The sequence below is a fragment of the Chryseobacterium sp. B21-037 genome (assembly GCF_028570785.1).
Taxonomy (GTDB): Bacteria; Bacteroidota; Bacteroidia; order Flavobacteriales; family Weeksellaceae; genus Chryseobacterium; species Chryseobacterium proteolyticum.
In genome coordinates, this window is record NZ_JALGCB010000001.1 from 4,677,042 (window position 1) to 4,697,814 (window position 20,773).

Here is a 20,773-nt window from a genome sequence, read left to right on the forward strand (position 1 = left end):
TAAAAAATATACTTAATTGAAATTAATTTTTTATGAATTTCTGTACCATAACCTGATCTTTTGTAAACAATCTGATCATATAGCTTCCTTTAGCAAGTTCAGAGGTGTTGACAGAATTATTGCTTACGCTTATTGAATTTAAAATCCTTCCTGCTGTATCATAGATTTCTGCCTTTACAATCTTCTCTTTTGACTTTATGAATACAATATCTTTTACCGGATTCGGATAGATACTGAACTGGTCTTTATCATTAGTAATTTCGGATGTTCCTAAGGTATTCTGAACAGAAGTTGTAGCAGTATTCGTAATGATAGGCGCATTATAATCAAAATAGATCTTGGCTGTATTACTGAAACTATCTCCGATAACCAAATTAGATTTTGTTTTGATTTTAAATGAAACATATCCGTCATTATTCGCATTATCAAAAGGAAGCTGAATGTTTTCAAAAATAAATTCGACTACATTTCCATTGATTCTCGTTACAAAATTATGGCTTCCATTAAGAGGAATCAAACTGGATAAATCGAATTTCGTAAGATCAATTTCGTCTTTTACCACAATATTTTTCGCATTGGCTGTCCCTGTATTTTCAAATCTGATTAGGTAATGAACGTAATCTCCAACTTTTGCTTGTGCAATTGAGGTTCCTTCAAGGCATGTTTTGTCATTGGGATCAAAAGAATTAACTACAGGTTGATTTAAAGTAAATATATTATCTGTTGGTGTATCATCTGTACCTCCATTAATCTGTGCTGTGTAGTGCAATAGATCTCCGCCATTTAAGGGTGGTGTTTGTGTTGGTGTGTTTAATGTAAAGGTTAATGTAACTTCTTTAGTCTCGAAGGGTAAAATATTGGTAAAATTCCAGGATAATATTCCAGTTGACTGAGTGTTTGGAGCAATCGTGGAGTTTAGATAATTCATTAGATTGTCATCAAAATTATAAACCAAAGTTCCCGATTGTGATGTGTTACCTTTATTTTTGAAAAAAACTTTATATTTTGTATCAAAACCTGGTACAGCAGCAGTCACAGGAATAATGATAATTTCTAGATCGTTATGTGTTCCATTGGCGGACATGCAAAAATTTTGAGTAAGGGGACTTGTTTGTGTAGGGAAATTTGCAGTTACATTTGTTGGTGAAATATTAAAATAAGTAGGGTTTTCTATTACAGGTGTAATGGTATAATTGCCGGCTTGAACTGGAATTGAATAATTTCCTGAAGCATTTGCTATCATATTACCGGCATTATAAGGATTTGTTATTGAGAATTTTTGAAACGCTTTTATAGGATCATTGATGTCACAACCATTATTATTGGAATCATATTTCGTGCTTCCCTGTATGGTATAAGAATTTCCTCCGGGAGCAAAAGAACAATATGAGTTTAATACAACATTAGGCTGATTGTAATAATTGACCAGTGCATTTATCGCTCCCAACTCGATATCATCAACGCATATATAACTTAAACTTGGTGTGTTTGAAAAATATGGAGTTGCTCCTTGAGTATAGTTATTTTTTCCGTTCTTAATATTAAAGCTTACGAGATTGGGATTATTAGAAAAATTAAAATTACCAAGCTGTGTAAGTTGTCCCACATCAATAGTAGTAAAAAGATTATAATCAATATATAAATTTGCCACATTAGGAGCCTCCCCAAACGGAATGGTTACAAGCTTATTATGTGAAGCAACAATGTTTGTCAAATTATTATTGTTATTTAAAATTAATGTTGTAATTAAATTATTATTACATTCTAAAGTGACCAGATTTGGGAAATTGGAAATATCTACCGATACTAATTGATTTCCACTACATGAGAGACTTTGTAGATTGGGGGAGTTAGTAATTGAGAAACCAGAAAGTTGATTGTTAGCGATAGATAAAGTCTGCAGACTGTTCAAATTATCAAAAGAAACGTTAGTAAGATTGTTGTTGGCTACATGTATAAGTGTAAGGTTGGATAATCCTGTTATTTGAAGATTAGTCAAAGCATTATTAAAAGCACTTAAAGCCGTAAGATTGGTAAACTGATTGATACCTGTAAGATCAGCAATCATATTACCTGTTTGACCGGGAATAAAAAGTTCTGATACATTCAATGCTTCTGAAACCTGAATTTCACTATCTCCGTTTGTATCAATTACAATTTTTTGGTGGTTATTGTTGTATGCGATCCCGTTTGTTGTGTTTGCTGACAGAAGTTTGGCTTTAAAATTAGCATCTGGAATATTCACAATCTGTGCCTGAAACATAGCAAATATAATCAGAGAAATGATTAAGTAGATTTTTTTCATGTATTACTAGTTAGTAGTTATTTTTTTATTTTAAAAAGCAAAAATAAGCCATCAATAGTATATATCAATGGCTTATTATTTAATTATTGTTAAAATGTCTGTTTTTTTTATTGATTTTCTATCAAATCTAAAAATTGCTGTTCATCAAGGATCTCAATAGTCCCGATATCCTGAGCTTTTTTCAATTTACTGCCGGCTTTTTCGCCCACAACAAGATAATTAAGGTTTTTAGAAACCGCGGAAATATTTTTTCCACCATGTTTTTCCACCATATCCTCTGCAGATTCTCTTGTGAACAGAGACAGTTTTCCGGTGAACAGGAATGTTTTTCCATCAAGAACATGGGATAAAACTTCATTGGTATTTTCTCCTTTTTCAAGCTGAACACCATAGGTTTTTAAGCGTTCAATCATTAAAATATTTTCCGGATTATTGAAGAACGCTTCAATACTATATGCAATTTTACCTCCTATATCTTCCACCTGACACAATTCTTCGGCAGTTGCATTTTTCAGGTCATCAATAGTAGGGAAGTTTTTAACCAGTTTCTTGGCAACTGTTTCTCCTACATGTTTGATACCGATTCCATATAATACTTTCTCAAAAGGAATTTCCTTAGATTTTTCAATTCCTGAGATAATATTTTGTGCCGACTTTTCAGCCATTCTTTCCAGCGGAAGTAATTGCTCTTTGGTTAAAGTGTAAAAGTCTGCCGGATTTTCAATTAATTTTTCCCGGTACAGTTGTTCAATGGTTTCGCTCCCTAAATTTTCTATGTTTAAAGCCTTTCTTGAAACATAATGAATCATTCTTCCTACTACCTGCGGAGGGCAGTGAAGTTCATTCGGACAGAAATGAATCGCCTGATCTTCCACTTTTATAAGTTCGGTTCCGCATTCAGGGCAATGTTTAATGTATTCGATCTCCCTGCTTTTTTCTGTTCTTTTGTCTTTGTTGACGCCCACAATTTTAGGTATAATTTCACCTCCTTTTTCTACATAAACAAAATCGTGTTCATGCAGATCCAGTTTTTTAATGATATCTTCATTATGAAGAGATGCCCTCTTAACAGTGGTTCCTGCCAATAGAACAGGTTTCAGATTAGCTACCGGAGTAATGGCTCCTGTTCTTCCGACCTGATAGGATACACTTTGTAATTCCGTTTCTACTTTTTCAGCTTTAAATTTATAGGCCATTGCCCAGCGAGGTGATTTTGCAGTATATCCAAGCTGTCTCTGCTGTTGTAAAGAATTTACTTTTAATACAATACCATCAATTTCAAAAGGAAGATTATGTCGTTCTGTATCCCAGAAAGTAATGAAATCTTTTACTTCATCTAAAGTTTTACAAAGTTTTGCCTGCTGGGAAGTTTTGAAACCCCAGGTCTGAGCTTTTTGAAGCAATTCCCAATGCGTTTCTGCCGGAATTTCCTCGGAAATAAACTGATATAATACAGAAGAAAGCCCGCGTTTTCTTACCTCACCACTATCCTGCATCTTCAAACTTCCGCTTGCCGTATTTCGTGGATTCATAAAAGGATCTAATCCTTCTTCCTCTCTTAGTTTATTGATTTTATCGAAATTTTTTCTCGTGAGATATATTTCCCCACGCATGAAAAAACGATACGGGAAATCTCCTTTCAGTGTCAAAGGAATGTCTGAAATAGTACGTACGTTAGCAGTGATCTCATCTCCCTGGAAACCGTCTCCACGAGTAACTCCCTGTATCAGTTTACCATTTTCATACAAAATAGAAATAGAAGCACCATCATATTTTAATTCTGCAACAAATTCCACGGGGCCGGTAATTGTTTTAATAATTCGCTTTTCCCAGTCTTCAAGATCATCAAAATCATAGGAATTATCCAGGGAATACATTCTGAACTGATGCTGAATAGTAGGAAAGACTTTAGTGATCCCACCTCCAACACGTACACTGGGAGAGTTGGCATCATAAAATTCCGGGTGCTTTGCTTCGAGATCCTGAAGTTCCTTTAATAATTGGTCAAATTCAAAATCTGAAATGGTAGGTTCATCCAGTAAATAATAATTTTCATTATGCTGATGAAGTTCTTTACGAAGCTGTTCTATCTTTTGTTGAATGTTTTCGGACATTGCTATTTTTTCTTTTAAGCAAAAATAGCTAAAACTAATATCATTAAGAAAATAACATAATTAAATAATATGGATACATTAAAAATTTGTAATACATGATAAGTTGTTGATTGCCATTTCTTTATTTTATTTGTTAGTAATAGCTTAACATATCGTTCTAATTTAATTAAAGAAATGTTAAAATTTCCTTAAATAGCAAGCTTGTACAGACCCAATACCTTTGCCCCAGCTAATTTGAAAAGATGAGAAAAGTAAAGATTGTATTGGGATTATTGTTTTTGAGCTTTGGTACAATGGCTTATGCACAGACCACACAGGCATCCATTACCGGAAAAATCACCGGAACTAAAGCCCAGGAAAAAGTAAAGGTAACCATCGTTAATGAGTCTACAGGTTTTAGAACAGAAACTGAAACCAATTCAAAAGGAGAGTATATTTTTAAAGAAATTCCTCTTGGTGGTCCTTATACGGTTATTGTAAACGATGAAAAAAGAGAGGGCTACAATGTCAATTTTGGAGATCAGGTTACCGTAGATGTTAATCTTGGGGATCATGAAAAGGTAATTGAAACTGTAGTTGTAACGGGAAATCTTAAAAACAAGATCGGAAATCTTGGTGCGGCAACAGCTATTTCTGCTAAAAACATGGGGATATTGCCTGTTAATGGAAGAAATTTCACCAATCTTACAGAATTGTCTCCGTTAAGTGGAAAGGGAGGGAATTTATCAGGACAATTAGGATCTTCCACCAACTTTACCATCGATGGAATGACTGCCAAGAATCCAACTTCTGCAGGATCTACAACCAGCCGAAGTGGCGCACCTTATTCCATTTCAATTGAAGCAGTACGTGAATTTAAAATTACGACCAACCAGTATGATGTTACATTGGGAAGAAGTGGAGGAGGTACGGTAAGTGCTGTAACGAAATCAGGAACCAATACCTTTACGGGAAGTGCCTGGGAATATCTGAGAACAGGATGGTTATCCAGCAAATATGATATCAGGGGAAATGAAAGGGTAAACGACTTTTCAACCTCACAGTTCGGGGTATCTTTAGGAGGTCCGATTATTAAAAATAAGTTGCATTTCTTTGCCGCATGGGATCATCAATTGGATTCCAGGCCTTTGATCATTGCAGATGTAAGAACGAAAGATGATGCTTTAAGGTTTAATGTAACCAATGAAACACTTAATCAGGTTTTAAATATTGGGAGAGCTAAATATGGTGTCGGAAATACTCCGCAATTCGGAAGCTTTGATAAAGTTAGGAATTCTGATGCCGGATTCCTACGTTTAGACTGGCAGATCAACCCTAAAAACTTATTAACCTTAAGAAATAATTTTACTTATGATTTTAATAAAAACGGACTAGCAGATAACACGGCCATCAATTTTTTTGAATCTTATGGAAATGACAAAAACCTTGATAATAGCTTATTATTAACATTAAGATCAAATCTGAAATCAAATCTCACCAACGAATTAAAAGCACAATATTTATATACTTACCAGAACAGCTATCAGAACAATCAGCTGGGGCATGCTGTTCCAAGGGCAATTGTAGAACGTGTACCTTCTACCATTGATGGAAAGGACCTTACAACCAATATCCAGATCGGAGGACACCGTTTCGGACAGGAAAGCTTTAGAAATAATGTATTCCAGATCGTAGACAATTTATACTATAATACAGATAAGATTAAATATACAGCAGGTATCGACCTGATGTACACAAAATCAAAATCTATTTATGGTAGCGAGGTGAACGGAAGGTTTCAATTCTTAGGAATTGATAATTTTAATAACCTTACGCCTTACAGGTTTTACAGAGAGGTTCCTTTAATGGATGATTCTTCTGTAAAATCGAACATTTGGAATGTTGGCGTATATGGTCAGATTCAAACAAAAATTGCTAAAGGACTTGACTTAATGGCTGGTTTAAGGCTGGATTATGGTGGATATCCGAAAGCCGAGCTTAATCAAAAGCTATATGATCAAATGGGAATCAGAACCGATAACCGTATTAAATCATTCGTTATTCAACCCAGATTTCAATTTGACTGGAATATCAATGAAGAAAGTAAAGACTTCTTGAAATTTGGTGCAGGAATCTTCTCTTCGGATATCAACAATTATATGGTGATCAACAACCTTGTATTTGACGGAAGACACTTGGCAACGGTAGATGTGACTGGTAAAGATGTTCCTGTCCCGAACTTCACCAGCTATAGGAATGATTACGGAACTGTTCCTACTTTATCACAATATCAGATTCCTACCATTAATTACACAGGTAAAGATGCTAAAATTCCAATCGTTTATAAGGCGAATATCTCCTATACTCACTTCTTTAATGAAAGATTCAGAGCGGGTGTTGCTGCTTATGCTGCCTTAGGAAGAAACAATTATTTCTATTATGACAGAAACATGGTAGCCAATCCTTATTTTACATTAAATAATGAAGGGGGAAGAGGTGTTTTTGTTCCTTTGAATACAGTAAATGCCAATGGAACTGTTGATTGGAAAGCAGGCAGAATTAATAATAATTTCGGAAGGGTACTTGAACTTGTAAGCGACGGGAAAGTAAATCAGTTTTCGTTTGTATTTGATACAAGTTACCGTTATTACAAAGATGGAGAAATTACAGCAAGCTACACATGGTCTGATATCAAGGATAATACCTCATATAATGGGAATGTTGCCAATTCTGCAACTTTATCCACAATGGTTGAAAGTGACCCGAGAAATCTGAGAATGACATATTCCGATAATCAGTTCCGTAATAAAGTGGTATTGTATGGGAATTCACCTACCTTTTTTGGATTTACCGTAGGTATACGATATTCAGGGATAGGAGGAACTAGATTCTCAGTGACTTCCGGAGGAAATACGAACGGAGATTTTGTTGATACGAACGATCTGGCATACATATTCCCGAATCTTACACAGACTTTAATTGATAACCCTGAAGTAGGTAAAGCATTGAAAAACTATATCAGCGATTACAATAACAAAATTGCTGAACGTAATGGAGGTAAGAACGGTTTCTATGGAGTATGGGATATCCGTATTGCTAAGAAGATCAAGTTTGAAAAAATTGGTGGATTTGAACTTTCAGTTGATATTTTTAATGTTGCCAATCTTCTTAATAAAGAGTGGGGAGTCAATAAATCCTATGGAAATACAGCATTGTATAGAATTACAGGATTTGATGCAGCAACACAACAATATCAATATAAACTGAATACCAGTGGATTAGAACCTTTATCAGGTAATCCTTACCAGATTCAGTTAGGAGCGAAATATACTTTCTAAAATTTTAATACTACCTTTATGTCAAAGTCCCGGACTTTGACATTTTTAATTATCTGATTATATTATGAAAAATTTTATCTTAGGGTTAGCAGTTTTAAGTACAGTTGCAATGAAGGCACAAACCCAGATTATCGCACACAGAGGTTATTGGCAAACACAACCTCCAACCACCGAAAATTCATTAAAATCGTTGGAGAATGCCCAAAAACTTAAGATTTATGGAGCTGAATTCGATGTGAGAATGACAAAGGATGGAGTCCTGGTCGTTAACCATGATGAACACCACGGGAAAATGGAAATCTCCGAAACAGACTTCAAAGAGTTGGAAAAAGTGAAGCTCTCAAACGGTGAAAACTTCCCGACCCTTAAAGATTATCTGAAACAGGGAAAGAAAGATAAGTCTCTTAAGCTGATCGTTGAAATTAAGCCCGATAAGACAAAAGAAAAGGAAGATGAGCTGGTTCAAAAAACAATCAAAACAATAAAGGACCTGAAACTGGAATCTCAGAGTGAATTTATTTCTTTCAGCCTGAATATTTGTAAAGAAATTAAAAAGGCAGAACCGAAATTTAAAGTTCAATACCTTAATGGAGAATTGTCTCCGGAACAGATTAAAAATGAAGGTTTGGACGGGATGGACTATCATTACAGTGTTTTCGACAAAAATCCGACATGGATTTCCGAAGCTAAAGCATTGGGTTTAATTACCAATTCATGGACTGTGAATGATATTGCGGTTTACGAGAAATTAAAAAGCCAGGGAATCGGTTTTATTACAACAAATATTCCTGATCAGTTAAAAGGTAAATAGGCCTTAAAAGTTTATTTAAACGTAGATATTTTTTAGCAGCTTGCCCATGGCAAGCTGCTTTTTTTATAATATACATTCAGATGAGAACGATTCTGTTGATCAAGTATTTGATTACTAGATTTTTATTGTGATGTAAAAGTAGTGTATCATAAAAAGACAATAAAGATAATGAAATAAGTTATGCATGTCGCATTAAATAATATTCATCATTTTAATGTACTGTTAACCAGAAAAGTACAAACCCTTGTTGATAATGAGTTCATATTGTGTTTAATATTTTTTTAATAAATGTTAAAATAGTATTAAAACCATCTTCACCAGTAGCTTTTACTTTTGCGCAAACAAAAAGATATGCGTAAACAGAAACAGAAACTATTGTTTTTATCATTTTTGGGATTAGTTAGTTCCAGCCTGACAGCCCAACAGAAAGCCAGGAAAGATACCATTAAAAATATTGATGAAGTGGTCGTTACTGCTTTAGGTATTAAAAGACACGATAAATCTTTAGGATATGTTGCTGAAACCATCAAATCTGAAGAGCTGTTAAGAACCCAGAATAATAACTGGGCTCAGGCTCTTGAAGGTAAAGTTGCCGGTTTGAAGATCCAAACAGCGGGAGCGGGGCCTTTAGGAAGCTCACTCATCAAACTTAGAGGTGATATCTCGATGAATATGGATCAGAATAATGCACTTATCGTAGTGGATGGTGTTCCATTGAGCAATTCAACCACAGGTACCGGATTTTCAGCCTATGGAGCAGGAGCAAAAGCTGATTTACCTATTGATTACGGGAATGGAATCAACAGCATCAACCCTGATGACATTGAAACAATAACAGTTTTAAAAGGATCTACCGCAGCAGCTTTATACGGATCACGAGGTGCGGGAGGTGCAGTAATGATCACAACTAAATCCGGAAAAACCAAAAAGGGAAAAATACAGGTTACCTTAAATTCCTATTCAAGCTATGATACAGTGCTAAAATGGCCGGACTATCAGTATGAGTATGGTCAGGGGACTATGCAAAAGGATTCGAAAGGGAATTATTTCTATTCGTATGGAGCTTCACCGGATGGAGTAAATACGGGTGGTACAAGTAGTGCATTCGGGCCGAAATTTGCAGGCCAATATTATTTTCAATATGATCCCACATTGGAAGGTCAGAGTGCGGAACGACAACTATGGAGACCATACAAAGACAATATCAAAGGCTTCTGGCAAACAGGTAGCACATTTTCAAACAATATTGCTGTAGAGGCATCCAATGAAAATACCTCTTTCAGGTCCTCATTAACGTATCTTAAAAATGAGTGGATGATGCCTAATACGGGTTTCGACAGATTTAATGCAGCGATTTCTTTTGACCATAAGATCAATGAAAAATTAAAAATAGGAGTTAAGTTCAACTATAATAAAATGACAAGTGATAACCTGCCTGCGACAGGTTACAGCAATCAATCGATTTCCTATTTCATGATTTTCCAGAACCCGAATGTAGATCTTGCCTGGTATCGGCCAATATGGAAAAAAGATAAATACCAGGTGGATCAGATCCATCCCTTCAGTTCCTATATTGATAATCCATACATGATCGCCTACGAAATGTTAAACGGGGTGGATAAGAATTTTATCACAGGAAACATAAACCTTAACTATAAATTGGCCAAAAACTTTGAGGTCATGTTCAGATCCGGTATGGAGTTCACCAATGAAGAACGTACTCAGCAAAGGCCATGGAGTTCTGCCAACTATCTTCAGGGAATGTACAGGGAGCAGCATATTAAACAGATGGACCTTAATAACGATTTATTATTTACTTATAAAAATACATTTAAAGATTTTGATTTCAGCGCATCAGTAGGAGGAAATATCCGTTATTCCGAATACACGATGTATGATTATCTCGCCGACGGTCTTTTGAAGCCGGGAGTTTATACACTGCCCAATGGCATTGCCAACATTACAAAATTTGCAACTCCAAACGATAAGCAGGTCAATAGTGCCTATGGTTTGGTGACTTTGGGGTATCAGAATAAGATCTTCCTTGACCTTACGGCAAGAAATGATTGGAGCAGCACACTTCCTAAAAACAACAGATCCTATTTTTACCCTTCCGCAGGTCTTTCTTTTATTCTTTCAGACATATTCAAACTTAGCTCAAACCAGTTCAATTACTGGAAATTAAGGGCTTCCTGGTCAAAGGTTGGAAATGACACAAGCCCTTATAAACTTATAAAATATTATAACAACAGTGTGTTCTCCGGATCAGTAGAGGCTCCCTCTTTATTTCCTAATCCTAACCTGAGACCTGAGATGCTTACCAATATTGAAGCCGGAATGGATTTCAGTATAATTAAAAACAGGATCAGCTATTCCATTACCGCATACCAGAACAATTCTAAGGACCAGATCGTTGATATCCCGGCTCTGTATGAAACAGGATATAGTAAAAGAACCATCAACGCAGGGGAGGTACGAAACAGAGGATTGGAAATGACTTTAAATACCTTTCCCGTTAAAAATAAAAATTTCTCGTGGAGTGTAAATGCGAACTGGTCAATGAACAGAAATAAGATCCTTTCACTTCCGGATGAATTTCAGGGACAGCCTTATACTTTAGGCAGTGTAGGTGGAGTGGTGTATTATAATGCAGTAGTTGGTGGATCATTGGGAGATATGTATGGCTATGGACTGATGTATTCACCTGACGGACAGGTTGTATATGGAAGTGACGGCTTAACAGCGAAGCCAACTGAGATGAAAAAGATAGGAAATGCATATCCGAAATGGAGGGCCGGTCTTCAAAACGAGTTCAGATACAAGAATTTTACCATCAGCTTTTCTTTTGACGGACAATACAAAGGAATGGCCTATTCCCAGTCGCATCACAAAATGACTGAACAGGGTAAATTAACGCATACCCTGATCGGAAGAGATAATCCGAATGGTCTGATCGTAGGAGAAGGAGTGATACAAAATCCTGACGGATCTTACTCACCAAACACCAAAGGTGTCGCCGTTTCGGCTTATTACGCTGATTATTACAGAAGAGCCAATGTAGAAACCAACTCATTTGATACCTCTTTTGTCAAATTAAGGGATGCAAGAATATCTTATACTTTTCCTAAAAGTGTAACGGAGCAGCTTAAACTGACCGATCTTACAATAGCATTATTTGGAAGAAATCTTTGGATGTGGACAAAGTTCCCGTTATTCGATCCTGAAGCTGCAACTCTTAATGACAGTCAGATTACACCGGGAGTGGAAATGGGACAGCTACCTACGGCCAGAACAGTGGGAATTCAGCTTAACGTTAAATTTTAAAATTGAAAATCATGAAAAAATTATTACTCAACATATTATTAATTTCGGGAATAGGTCTTTTCCCTGTTTCCTGCAGCAGAAGTCTTGATGAAGTAAATATTGACGAAAGCAGGATAAGTGATCCGGTAGCGGCTAAATTACTTGTTCCTATTCAATATAACATGGCTTCCGTTAATTACATGCGGGCCAATGATTTTACGTTTGACATTATGCAGGTGTCACTTGATTTTCCGAATGAAGGAAATTCGTTGAGCCGGTATTATCTTACCGAAAATACAGGAGCCGGATTCTGGAATAACTCATATAAATGGCTGAAACAGGTAAAAGACCTGAAAGAGGCAGCAATAGTAGAAAAAGATCAGAATTATCAGGCTATTGCTATGGTATTAAATGCCTGGATTTATTCCAATCTTACAGATACCTATGGTGATATTCCCTTTACTGAAGCTTCAAGATTAGACGATGGGATATCACAGCCTAAATTTGATAAACAAAAAGACATTTATATTCGATTGCTGGATGATCTGAAAGCAGCCAATGCACTTTTTATTACCAATAAGCCACTTACAGGGAATGATCTTTTCTATAAGGCAGAATCGGATGCAAATGGGATTATAAACTGGAAGAAGTTTTGTAATTCTTTGTCGTTGAGGTTGCTGACAAGAATCCTGAAGAAAAACGGAGAAGTAAATGTTCATCAGCGAATTCAGGAGATTGTAAATGATCCTGCCACATATCCTCTCTTTCAAAATAACAATGAGACAGCAAAGCTCAATATTACAGGAGTATCACCACTTCTTCCTCCTATTGCAAGGCCTCAGGATTTTACTACAGGAAGAGCGGCTTCGGAATTTTTTGTAGAAGCTCTGAAAGCGAATAACGATCCACGTCTGGCTATGTTTTTCGGCCAGGCTAAAGATATTACCAGCCAGCAGAATATAGGGTATAAAGGTGCTCCATCAGGTTATGCTTATGGAACGATATTCAGTTATCAACCGTCCAATATGAATCAGAATCTAGCAAAAGCTCCGCTGAATATTCTCATTTATCCTTATGCAGAACTGCAGTTCATCCTTTCGGAATTAGCAAACAAAGGAATCATTCAGGGAAATGCCCAGACCTTTTATGAAAATGGGGTAAAGGCTGCAATAGAACAATGGGGAGCTGTTGTACCTGCAAATTATTTTGCGAATCCGAATGTCGCTTATAATGGAAATATCGACAGGATTATGCTTCAGAAATATATTGCATTGTTCTTTGTAGATCAGCAACAATGGTTTGAAAAGAGAAGAACCGGTTTTCCTGTACTTCCCAATAATGGAGGTCTCCTTAACAATGGGAATCTGCCCCAAAGGTTGATGTATCCACCTAATCCAAAAGTTTTAAATACAGCAAACTATCAGGCTGCTGTTCAGCAGATGGGAGGAGATAATATCAATATTAAAACCTGGTGGAATAACTAATAAAAACCTGAAGTAATACATCTTAATAAAAATAAATCATCCTATGAATATTAAATTATTAATGCCATGCCTTCTGATTTCAGCAATGGCATGGTCACAAACTTCCGTATCCGGCTATGTGTACGAAGACATGAATAAAAATCAAAAAAAAGAAAGCCGTGAGAAAGGAATCGAAGGAGTAGCGGTATCTAACGGTGCCCAGGTTGTTTTAACAGATAAAAATGGAAGATATAGCTTACCGGTTAGTGAAAATCAAACCATTTTTGTGATCAAACCATCGGGTTACATGACACCTGTTAATAGTAATAATTTACCTCAATATTACTATCATTACAAACCAAAAGGATCTCCTTCGGATTTTAAATACAAAGGAACGCTGCCGACAGGGGAGTTACCAAAAGAGCTCAACTTTGCATTGTACAGACAAAAGGAGGATAAAAACTTTGATATCCTGGTTTTCGGAGATCCTCAGCCTTACACAGAGAAAGAACTGGATTATTTCAAAAGAGGAATTGTAAATGAAGTAAAGAACACAAAAAAGAATGCGGTTCTGGGAATCAGTCTTGGAGATCTTGTAGGAGATAATCTGAGCCTTCAGAAACCGTATGCTGATGTCATGAAAGAGATTGGTTTACCATGGTACAATGTAATGGGAAATCATGACATGAATTATGATGCAAAGGAAGATCAGTTTTCAGACGAAACTTTTGAAGCTAATTTTGGACCTGCCAATTATTCTTTTAATTACGGGAATGTACATTTTATTATTTTAGACGATATTCTTTATCCGGATCCGAGAGACGGAAAAGGATATTGGGGAGGATTCCGAAATGATCAGCTGCAATTCATTGAAAATGACCTGAAGCTGGTGGATAAAAACAAACTGATTGTGATCTCTTTCCACATTCCGTTGGAACATAGTAATGAAGATAATTTCAGAAATGCGGACCGTCAGAAATTGTTTGATTTTTTAAGCCCTTTTCCTAACGCGCTTCTTTTATCAGCACATACTCATATCCAACAGCAGATCTTTTATGGCAAAAAAGCAGGTTGGAATGGAGCCAAAGACCTTCATGAATATAATGTAGGAACAACTTGTGGTGACTGGTATTCCGGAACTCCTGATGAAATGGGATTGCCTACTTCTACGATGAGAGACGGAACAGCCAAAGGATATTCATTCATAAGTTTTGCGGATAACCAGTATAAAGTTAAATACAAAACAGCCGGTAAACCTGATGACTATCAGATCAAGTTGTATGTTCCGAAGGTCATTCCTTATCCATCAAAAACATCAGCTAAAATTCTTGCCAACTTCTTTATGGGGAGTAAAAAAGATAAAGTGGAGTACAGGATAGATAATGCGGAATGGAAAGATATGGAGTATGACGAAACGATCGATCCTAATTTTGCTTTGTCCGTATTCAAATGGGATACCACACAGAATCTTTTCCCGGGAAGAAGACCCTCAAATCCTGAAATGGCAAAACACATATGGATCGGTGGATTTACTAATAAATTAGCACTAGGGAAGCACAAGGTGGAAGTGAGAGCTATGGATATGTATGGAAACCAGTTTTCAGCTTCTGAAGAATTTGAAGTGAAAGAGCCCGTGCTTATTCCTTAATTTATTCTTTTTTTACTATACTTTCTGAGAACCGGCTTCTGTAAGCCGGTTTTATTTTAAAGAATATCGTCGAAAAACATTCACATGATTCATCTTTAAACAAAATATGCTTTCGTAAATTTGTATGACGAAAAAGTATTATTATGAACATAAAAGGAAAAAATGCCATTGTAACAGGTGGTGGAAGAGGCTTAGGAAAAGCAGTTGCTTTGGCTTTGGCAAATGAAGGAGTGAATGTTGCCATTACAGGCAGAAATGAAGCCAACTTAAAAGCGACTGTTGAAGAAATTAAAAATATTGGGGTCAATGCGGCGTATGCTATTTTCAGTGTTGATGACGAATCAGCAGTAAAAGCAGGTATCGAATCTTTAGTAAAAGAACTTGGAGGTGTAGATATTTTAATCAATAATGCCGGAATCGGAGATTTTGGAACGATCGAAGAAATGCCTTCTGAAACCTGGGAACAGGTTATTAAAACCAATCTTTTTGGGGTGTATTATGCGGCAAAAGCAGTATATCCGTTTCTGAAAGAAAAGGGAGAAGGAGATATCGTAAACGTTGCTTCCACGGCCGGTTTAAAAGGAGGAGGAAATATGTCAGCTTACGCAGCTTCAAAAGCAGCCGTTATTTCTCTTTCACAATCCATGATGGCAGAATGGAGAAAGCAGAATATCCGTGTCGTAACCTTAACGCCAAGTACTATTGCTTCCGATATGAGCATTCAGGGAGGATTAACAGATGGAAACCCTGAAACAGTTCTTCAGCCGGAAGATTTCGCAGAATGGGTAAGAGATATCCTGAAAATGAACAGAAGAGCATTAATTGCAAACGGTTCTATTTTCTCTACAAATCCATAAGAAAAGATCTTTAGCAATACAGATAGATGAGCTATTTGCTGAATGATTTATTTTATATGAATACAGGCGGGTTTTAACCCGCTTTTCTTTATTTTTGTACCAAATTGATCACATGCAAAATTATTTAGAATTCAACTTCAGAATTTCTCCGCTTCAACCATGGAATGAAATATTAATGGCAGAGCTTATCGAAATAGGCTTCGACAGTTTTACGGAAGAATTGGAAGGGATTCTGGGTTATATCCAGAAAGATTTATTTAATGAAAATGAATTGAAGGCACTGCCTCTTTTGAAAATGAAAATGTAACAATTGAATATACTTTCCAGGAAATGCCAAACATCAACTGGAATGAGGAATGGGAGAAAAATTTCTCACCCATTAATATTGATGATAAAGTCTTGATCAGAGCTGAATTTCATGATTCCGTACCCGGAATGCATGAAATCATTATCCAGCCTAAAATGTCTTTCGGAACCGGACATCATCCTACAACCCATCTCATGATCCAGCAAATGATGGATATTGACTTTCATGGTAAAAAGGTTTTGGATATGGGCTGCGGAACTTCAGTATTGGCTATTTATGCAAAGCAACAGGGAGCTGATGATGTGAAAGCTATTGATATTGATGAATGGTCTGTTGAAAATTCTAAAGAAAATGCTGAAAGAAATAATGTTGTCCTTGATATTGAGCAGGGAACCGCAGAGAATCTAGGAAAAGAGCATTATGATGTTATCTTGGCGAATATCAACCGTAACATTTTGATTTCAGATATTCCTACTTATGTTTCTGTTTTAAATAACGGGGTAAATTATTGCTGTCAGGATTGTGCTTCTTCGATGTAGATGATATTCTTGAAGTATGTAAGGCAAATAACCTTGAGTTAAAAAAACAGCTGCAGAGAGAAGAGTGGGTAAGCTTATTGCTTGAAAAATAAGAATATAAAATTATTGTATGAAATCTCTTTTCACTGTTTTATTTTTGGGTCTTCTGCAGTTCTTTTCAGCACAGGAGGAGGAATACCCTTACGGGGTTTTTAATTTTCAGGAAAATAAAACACAAAAATATTTACCGATTGGACGAGGGTAAGGCAAGAGCCTAAAGTAGATGCACAAATTCTCGACTCTTTGCAAACCAATCAGCAGATTCTTATTCTTAAGAAAGAAGAAATTGTTTTAAAATTAGGAGAAAGGTCTTCCAACTGGTATAAAATATCCTATCAGAAGGGAGAACATGTTGCTGAAGGGTACATCTGGGGCGGAAATCTTTGTGTAGGATACAGAAATAAAAACGGATATGATTTTCTTTTTGGTCTTTCAAAAACTGAAAACAGAAAGGATAAAAGATCAGGGGAAAATTTTAAACAAAATATAGCCAGTATTAAAGTGCTTGAAGGTAATACCCTTGTAGATGAGGTTTTCTTTAATACAGGACGTGGGGAAGAATTGAGCTATGGAAATTTTACCTTAGAAAGCAACCATAAACTGCAAAATGTAGAGCTTACCCTAAAAGCTGCGGTTTCCGGGGAAGCGTGTGGTATTGCCAGCTACGATCAATATGTATTGTTTAAAGATAAAAAGTTAATTGCATTGCCGCAGCTGATGAATGTTGGAGATGCCGATGTTTATTATCACAGTGAAAATTTTATATTTCCCAATGATAAAGGAGGAGCCCCTAATAGTATTATCTTCAAAATGGAGGAAATGGAAAAGGATGAAAAAGACAGGGAAAAGAAAAAATATTCCTCAAAAACTTATCTCTGGAATGGAACTTCTTACCAACTAAAATAAAAATCCCGCTGGTTTACAGCGGGATTTTTTGTTGTTTATCGGTATAGATAAAACTGTAAAAAAGATTTTCTTATTTTAAGGAGTAGTTTTTACTGCATTATACATCATTGAGTCTTTCTGCTGGTCAGTATAATCATATTTGTAGTTATAAAATGAAGATTCCCAATCACCATAACCAACATTAGGAATGATAATGAATTTTTTTCCGAAATCCTTTGCTGAATTCTTTACTGCAGCAGACCTTTCTGTTTCTGATTTTTTGTCGAATATGCCGGAGAAGTCAGAAAGATTATCTCCCAACAATAAAACAATATTATAATCTTTAGCAATATCAGCTCTTCGGTTTTCTTTACTGCTCTCCTTTGCACGGAGGATAAGGTTAGTATCATTTTGAAGCGGGAAATTGTATTTTTTCAGGTTTTTTACTGTTCCTGCACGTTCCTGCTCCAAACGATTGGTTACATAAAATACCTGAACACCCTTGTCAGCGGCATATTGGTAAAATTCCTGAGAGCCCGTAAGCGGTTTTGCAATTCCCTTAGCGGTCCATTCCTCCCAGGTAGCCTGGTCATAACCCTTTCCCATCTTAGAACGTTCAACGGCATAATAAGAATTATCTAAAAAAGTCTCATCAATATCTGAAACAATAGCTAAAGGTTTTTCCGATTTTTGTAGTAAAGCTTCATCCAAACGGAGCCTGGCTATATTATATGCCTGGAGACAAAGTGCTTCGTATTCTGCTGCCCGTTGCTGATAAAACGCAGCGTATATTTTTCCGTCACGCCCAAGATTTTGATAAGGACCGTCCTGGACAGAAACGTTTGAAACCGGAGCTGCTGTTTTGCAAGATAATACCAACACAAACAAACAGTTTGCGATAATGAATTTAAAATTTTTCATTGAATTAATATAGAGAAAACAAATTTAGGGTTTATTGGTTTTTGCTGCAATTAAATGGATGGATTGCCCGATAAAATATTTGTCTCTTTGAAAATTTTAGAAGGTTAAGTAGTATGTAATCAGTGTTTTTATGACATAAAAATATGGTGAATATAGAGCACAAAAAAACTCAGGATTCGAACCTTTGACCGTCCCGATTGAAATCGGGATGCTCTATCCTTTGTTGTGTATTAATTGAAATTATAGGACACAAAAAAACTCACAATTTTCATTGTGAGTCTTAAAGTGAGCGCGAAAGGATTCGAACCTTTGACCGTCTGCTTAGAAGGCAGATGCTCTATCCAGCTGAGCTACGCACCCTTGAAAAAGTCGGGGCGGCAGGATTCGAACCTGCGACCTCCTGGTCCCAAACCAGGCGCGATGACCGGACTACGCTACGCCCCGATTAAAGGTCATCTGAAACGAATTTTACCTCGTTTTTTGTGGGTGCAAATATATAGAGTTTTTTTGAATTATAAAAATAAAAATCAATAAAATATTTTTTAATTAAACGAAAGACTTGCTATAAGGCTTTTAATCATTATGTTAAATGTATAAGGGATTTTTTGTTTTGCAATGCAGGTCAATCAAATTACTTTTATATGGTAAGTATGGTTAATATTTATTAAATGTAAAAAATGGACAAAATCATCTGCTCACAAAACAATCAATACATTAAATAAACAATTTACAACATTCTTCTCACAAATTGTAGCAGAAACTTTATGTAACAACCGTGGATGGCGCCTTAAAAATGAGTATTATTGTAAGAAAATTAATTTCTGCAAAATATATGGGGCATTGGGAGATCTTTTTGTTTTTTTTAATCATCGCTTTCATTTATTCTTCCGTGGGTTTTGGCGGAGGATCCAGTTATCTTGCAGTTCTTGCCATGTATAACCTTCCTTACCAGGAAATACGCTTAACGGCACTTATTTGTAATGTTATTGTGGTCATTGGAGGGGTATTCATTTACATCAGAAATAACCAGACGGACTGGAGGAAAATAATACCGCTTACCATTGTAAGTGTTCCTATGGCATTCCTGGGAGCGGTTTTAAAAATAAGCCAGGAAACCTTTTTTCTGATATTAGGGATTACATTAATCATTGCGGCATTGTTGCTTTGGATAAGAACAGATTTAAAAAATGGAGAAGATCACCCGGAACGTACGGGCACTTCTCTATTCAAAAACGGACTTCTGGGAGGTGGAATAGGATTTTTATCTGGATTGGTAGGCATTGGTGGGGGAATTTTTCTTTCCCCTCTCTTAAACCTTATGAAATGGGATACTCCACGAAAAATTGCAGCAACATCAAGTGTTTTCATCCTGGTTAATTCAGTGTCAGGGATTTTCGGACAGTTATCCAAACTCTCTGCCGATATGGATTATTTCAGAATTCTGAGTTTATGTTTTGCCGTATTTATCGGTGGACAGGTAGGTTCCAGAATGTCCCTTAAATGGAATCCTTTGGTCATCAAAAGAATGACCGCTATTTTGATACTGGTGGCCGGGATAAATGTTTTAATAAAATATTGGTAAAAAGCTAAATGTAAAAATGATAATTAAAATATTAGCATTCGGAATAACGAAAGATATTTTCGGAGGTTCAGAAAAAAAAATAGAAATAAATGAAGGAGCAAGCGTCAAAGTACTCAAGGAATTTCTGGAGAAAGCTTTTCCGGAGCTTAAAAAATTAAAATCCTATTTTATTGCCATTGACGATGAATATGCGGAGGACAATCAGATCATTGAAGTCTCTAACGAAATAGCAATAATCCCTCCGGTAAGCGGAGGGTAACACTTATGGTTGATATTAAAATAACAGAAAATATACTGGATCTTACAAATTGCTTTACCCTTGCTTCCGATCCTGCATGCGGAGGGATTGCGTCATTTGTAGGAACGGTAAGAAATCATACGAAAGGCCAGGCTGTCATCCGTTTGGAATATGAATGTTACGAATCTATGGCGGTTAAAGAGATGCGGAAAATAGCAGATGAAGCTATTTCCTTATTTTCGGTAAAAAATATTGTAATTCATCACCGTACAGGAATTTTATTTCCTGGTGATGCAGCAGTGATAATCGTGGTGAGCGATGGTCACCGGAATACTGTTTTTGATGCGTGCAGCTATATTATTGAAAATATAAAAAAAACGGTTCCCATCTGGAAAAAAGAAATTTTTGATAATGGAGAAGAGTGGGTTTCAGCGCACCCGTAAT

General features: G+C 36.2%; 14 protein-coding genes, 2 tRNA genes and 1 pseudogene. 12 read left to right on the top strand and 5 right to left on the bottom strand.

The features are described 5' to 3' along the window. Window positions 1–22: 22 nt before the first annotated feature. Window positions 23–2,305, bottom strand: coding sequence for a DUF7619 domain-containing protein (locus MTQ00_RS21020; RefSeq protein ID WP_273650887.1), 2,283 nt, complete (start codon window positions 2,303–2,305; stop codon window positions 23–25). A gap of 107 nt (window positions 2,306–2,412) precedes the next feature. Then, window positions 2,413–4,419 (bottom strand): NAD-dependent DNA ligase LigA, encoded by a 2,007-nt coding sequence (gene ligA, locus MTQ00_RS21025; protein WP_172276496.1) that lies wholly within the window; start codon window positions 4,417–4,419, stop codon window positions 2,413–2,415. A 242-nt stretch (window positions 4,420–4,661) separates the two neighbouring features. On the opposite strand from ligA, the gene MTQ00_RS21030 reads away from it, so the two are divergent. The 9 genes and pseudogenes from MTQ00_RS21030 (at window position 4,662) to MTQ00_RS21070 (ending at window position 17,609) form a co-directional block, all read left to right on the top strand. Beyond that, the gene (locus MTQ00_RS21030) at window positions 4,662–7,736 is read left to right on the top strand and encodes a TonB-dependent receptor (protein WP_172276499.1); all 3,075 of its coding nucleotides are present in this window, start codon (window positions 4,662–4,664) and stop codon (window positions 7,734–7,736) included. Between the two features lie 64 nt (window positions 7,737–7,800). Continuing rightward, on the top strand, window positions 7,801–8,547 hold the full coding sequence (locus MTQ00_RS21035; protein ID WP_172276502.1) for a glycerophosphodiester phosphodiesterase: 747 nt from the start codon (window positions 7,801–7,803) through the stop codon (window positions 8,545–8,547). 351 nt (window positions 8,548–8,898) lie between these two features. Next, window positions 8,899–11,871, top strand: coding sequence for a SusC/RagA family TonB-linked outer membrane protein (locus MTQ00_RS21040; RefSeq protein WP_273650888.1), 2,973 nt, complete (start codon window positions 8,899–8,901; stop codon window positions 11,869–11,871). An 11-nt stretch (window positions 11,872–11,882) separates the two neighbouring features. Further along, window positions 11,883–13,334, top strand: coding sequence for a SusD/RagB family nutrient-binding outer membrane lipoprotein (locus MTQ00_RS21045; protein WP_273650889.1), 1,452 nt, complete (start codon window positions 11,883–11,885; stop codon window positions 13,332–13,334). Between the two features lie 43 nt (window positions 13,335–13,377). Then, entirely contained in the window at window positions 13,378–14,961 is a 1,584-nt protein-coding gene (locus tag MTQ00_RS21050) for a calcineurin-like phosphoesterase C-terminal domain-containing protein (protein WP_273650890.1), read from the top strand. Window positions 14,962–15,104: 143 nt separating this feature from the next. After that, window positions 15,105–15,818: a 3-ketoacyl-ACP reductase gene (locus MTQ00_RS21055; protein ID WP_172276511.1), complete on the top strand. Its 714-nt coding sequence runs from the start codon at window positions 15,105–15,107 to the stop codon at window positions 15,816–15,818. Between the two features lie 112 nt (window positions 15,819–15,930). Further along, a pseudogene (prmA, locus tag MTQ00_RS21060) lies at window positions 15,931–16,756 on the top strand (50S ribosomal protein L11 methyltransferase). 17 nt (window positions 16,757–16,773) lie between these two features. Continuing rightward, complete coding sequence (locus MTQ00_RS21065; protein WP_273650891.1) at window positions 16,774–16,908, top strand: hypothetical protein; 135 nt, start codon at window positions 16,774–16,776, stop codon at window positions 16,906–16,908. A 38-nt stretch (window positions 16,909–16,946) separates the two neighbouring features. Next, window positions 16,947–17,609 (top strand): SH3 domain-containing protein, encoded by a 663-nt coding sequence (locus MTQ00_RS21070; RefSeq protein ID WP_273650892.1) that lies wholly within the window; start codon window positions 16,947–16,949, stop codon window positions 17,607–17,609. 75 nt (window positions 17,610–17,684) lie between these two features. Here the strand turns inward: MTQ00_RS21070 and MTQ00_RS21075 are convergent, their stop codons facing one another. The 3 genes from MTQ00_RS21075 to MTQ00_RS21085 all read right to left on the bottom strand — a co-directional run bounded on the left by MTQ00_RS21075 (window position 17,685) and on the right by MTQ00_RS21085 (window position 18,953). Beyond that, entirely contained in the window at window positions 17,685–18,509 is an 825-nt protein-coding gene (locus MTQ00_RS21075) for a 5'-nucleotidase, lipoprotein e(P4) family (protein ID WP_273650893.1), read from the bottom strand. 286 nt (window positions 18,510–18,795) lie between these two features. After that, window positions 18,796–18,869 (bottom strand) — tRNA-Arg (locus MTQ00_RS21080). Window positions 18,870–18,878: 9 nt separating this feature from the next. Next, window positions 18,879–18,953 (bottom strand) — tRNA-Pro (locus tag MTQ00_RS21085). A 349-nt stretch (window positions 18,954–19,302) separates the two neighbouring features. On the opposite strand from MTQ00_RS21085, the gene MTQ00_RS21090 reads away from it, so the two are divergent. The 3 genes from MTQ00_RS21090 to MTQ00_RS21100 are packed head-to-tail and all read left to right on the top strand — an operon-like array spanning window position 19,303 to window position 20,772. Further along, window positions 19,303–20,091 carry a sulfite exporter TauE/SafE family protein gene (locus tag MTQ00_RS21090; RefSeq protein WP_273650894.1) on the top strand — a complete coding sequence of 263 codons (789 nt, stop codon included), beginning with the start codon at window positions 19,303–19,305 and terminating at the stop codon, window positions 20,089–20,091. A gap of 16 nt (window positions 20,092–20,107) precedes the next feature. Then, window positions 20,108–20,350 carry a MoaD/ThiS family protein gene (locus MTQ00_RS21095; protein WP_273650895.1) on the top strand — a complete coding sequence of 81 codons (243 nt, stop codon included), beginning with the start codon at window positions 20,108–20,110 and terminating at the stop codon, window positions 20,348–20,350. Window positions 20,351–20,355: 5 nt separating this feature from the next. Next, on the top strand, window positions 20,356–20,772 hold the full coding sequence (locus tag MTQ00_RS21100; RefSeq protein WP_172276526.1) for a molybdenum cofactor biosynthesis protein MoaE: 417 nt from the start codon (window positions 20,356–20,358) through the stop codon (window positions 20,770–20,772). Window position 20,773: the final 1 nt, after the last annotated feature.

Coding starts and splice junctions, on each gene's coding strand:
- MTQ00_RS21020 (WP_273650887.1), bottom strand. CDS start 2,305: ATGAAAAAAATCTACTTAATCATTTCTCTGATTATATTTGCTATGTTT.
- MTQ00_RS21065 (WP_273650891.1), top strand. CDS start 16,774: ATGAAATCTCTTTTCACTGTTTTATTTTTGGGTCTTCTGCAGTTCTTT.
- MTQ00_RS21040 (WP_273650888.1), top strand. CDS start 8,899: ATGCGTAAACAGAAACAGAAACTATTGTTTTTATCATTTTTGGGATTA.
- MTQ00_RS21090 (WP_273650894.1), top strand. CDS start 19,303: ATGAGTATTATTGTAAGAAAATTAATTTCTGCAAAATATATGGGGCAT.
- MTQ00_RS21075 (WP_273650893.1), bottom strand. CDS start 18,509: ATGAAAAATTTTAAATTCATTATCGCAAACTGTTTGTTTGTGTTGGTA.
- MTQ00_RS21050 (WP_273650890.1), top strand. CDS start 13,378: ATGAATATTAAATTATTAATGCCATGCCTTCTGATTTCAGCAATGGCA.
- MTQ00_RS21095 (WP_273650895.1), top strand. CDS start 20,108: ATGATAATTAAAATATTAGCATTCGGAATAACGAAAGATATTTTCGGA.
- MTQ00_RS21035 (WP_172276502.1), top strand. CDS start 7,801: ATGAAAAATTTTATCTTAGGGTTAGCAGTTTTAAGTACAGTTGCAATG.
- MTQ00_RS21100 (WP_172276526.1), top strand. CDS start 20,356: ATGGTTGATATTAAAATAACAGAAAATATACTGGATCTTACAAATTGC.
- ligA (WP_172276496.1), bottom strand. CDS start 4,419: ATGTCCGAAAACATTCAACAAAAGATAGAACAGCTTCGTAAAGAACTT.
- MTQ00_RS21055 (WP_172276511.1), top strand. CDS start 15,105: ATGAACATAAAAGGAAAAAATGCCATTGTAACAGGTGGTGGAAGAGGC.
- MTQ00_RS21030 (WP_172276499.1), top strand. CDS start 4,662: ATGAGAAAAGTAAAGATTGTATTGGGATTATTGTTTTTGAGCTTTGGT.
- MTQ00_RS21045 (WP_273650889.1), top strand. CDS start 11,883: ATGAAAAAATTATTACTCAACATATTATTAATTTCGGGAATAGGTCTT.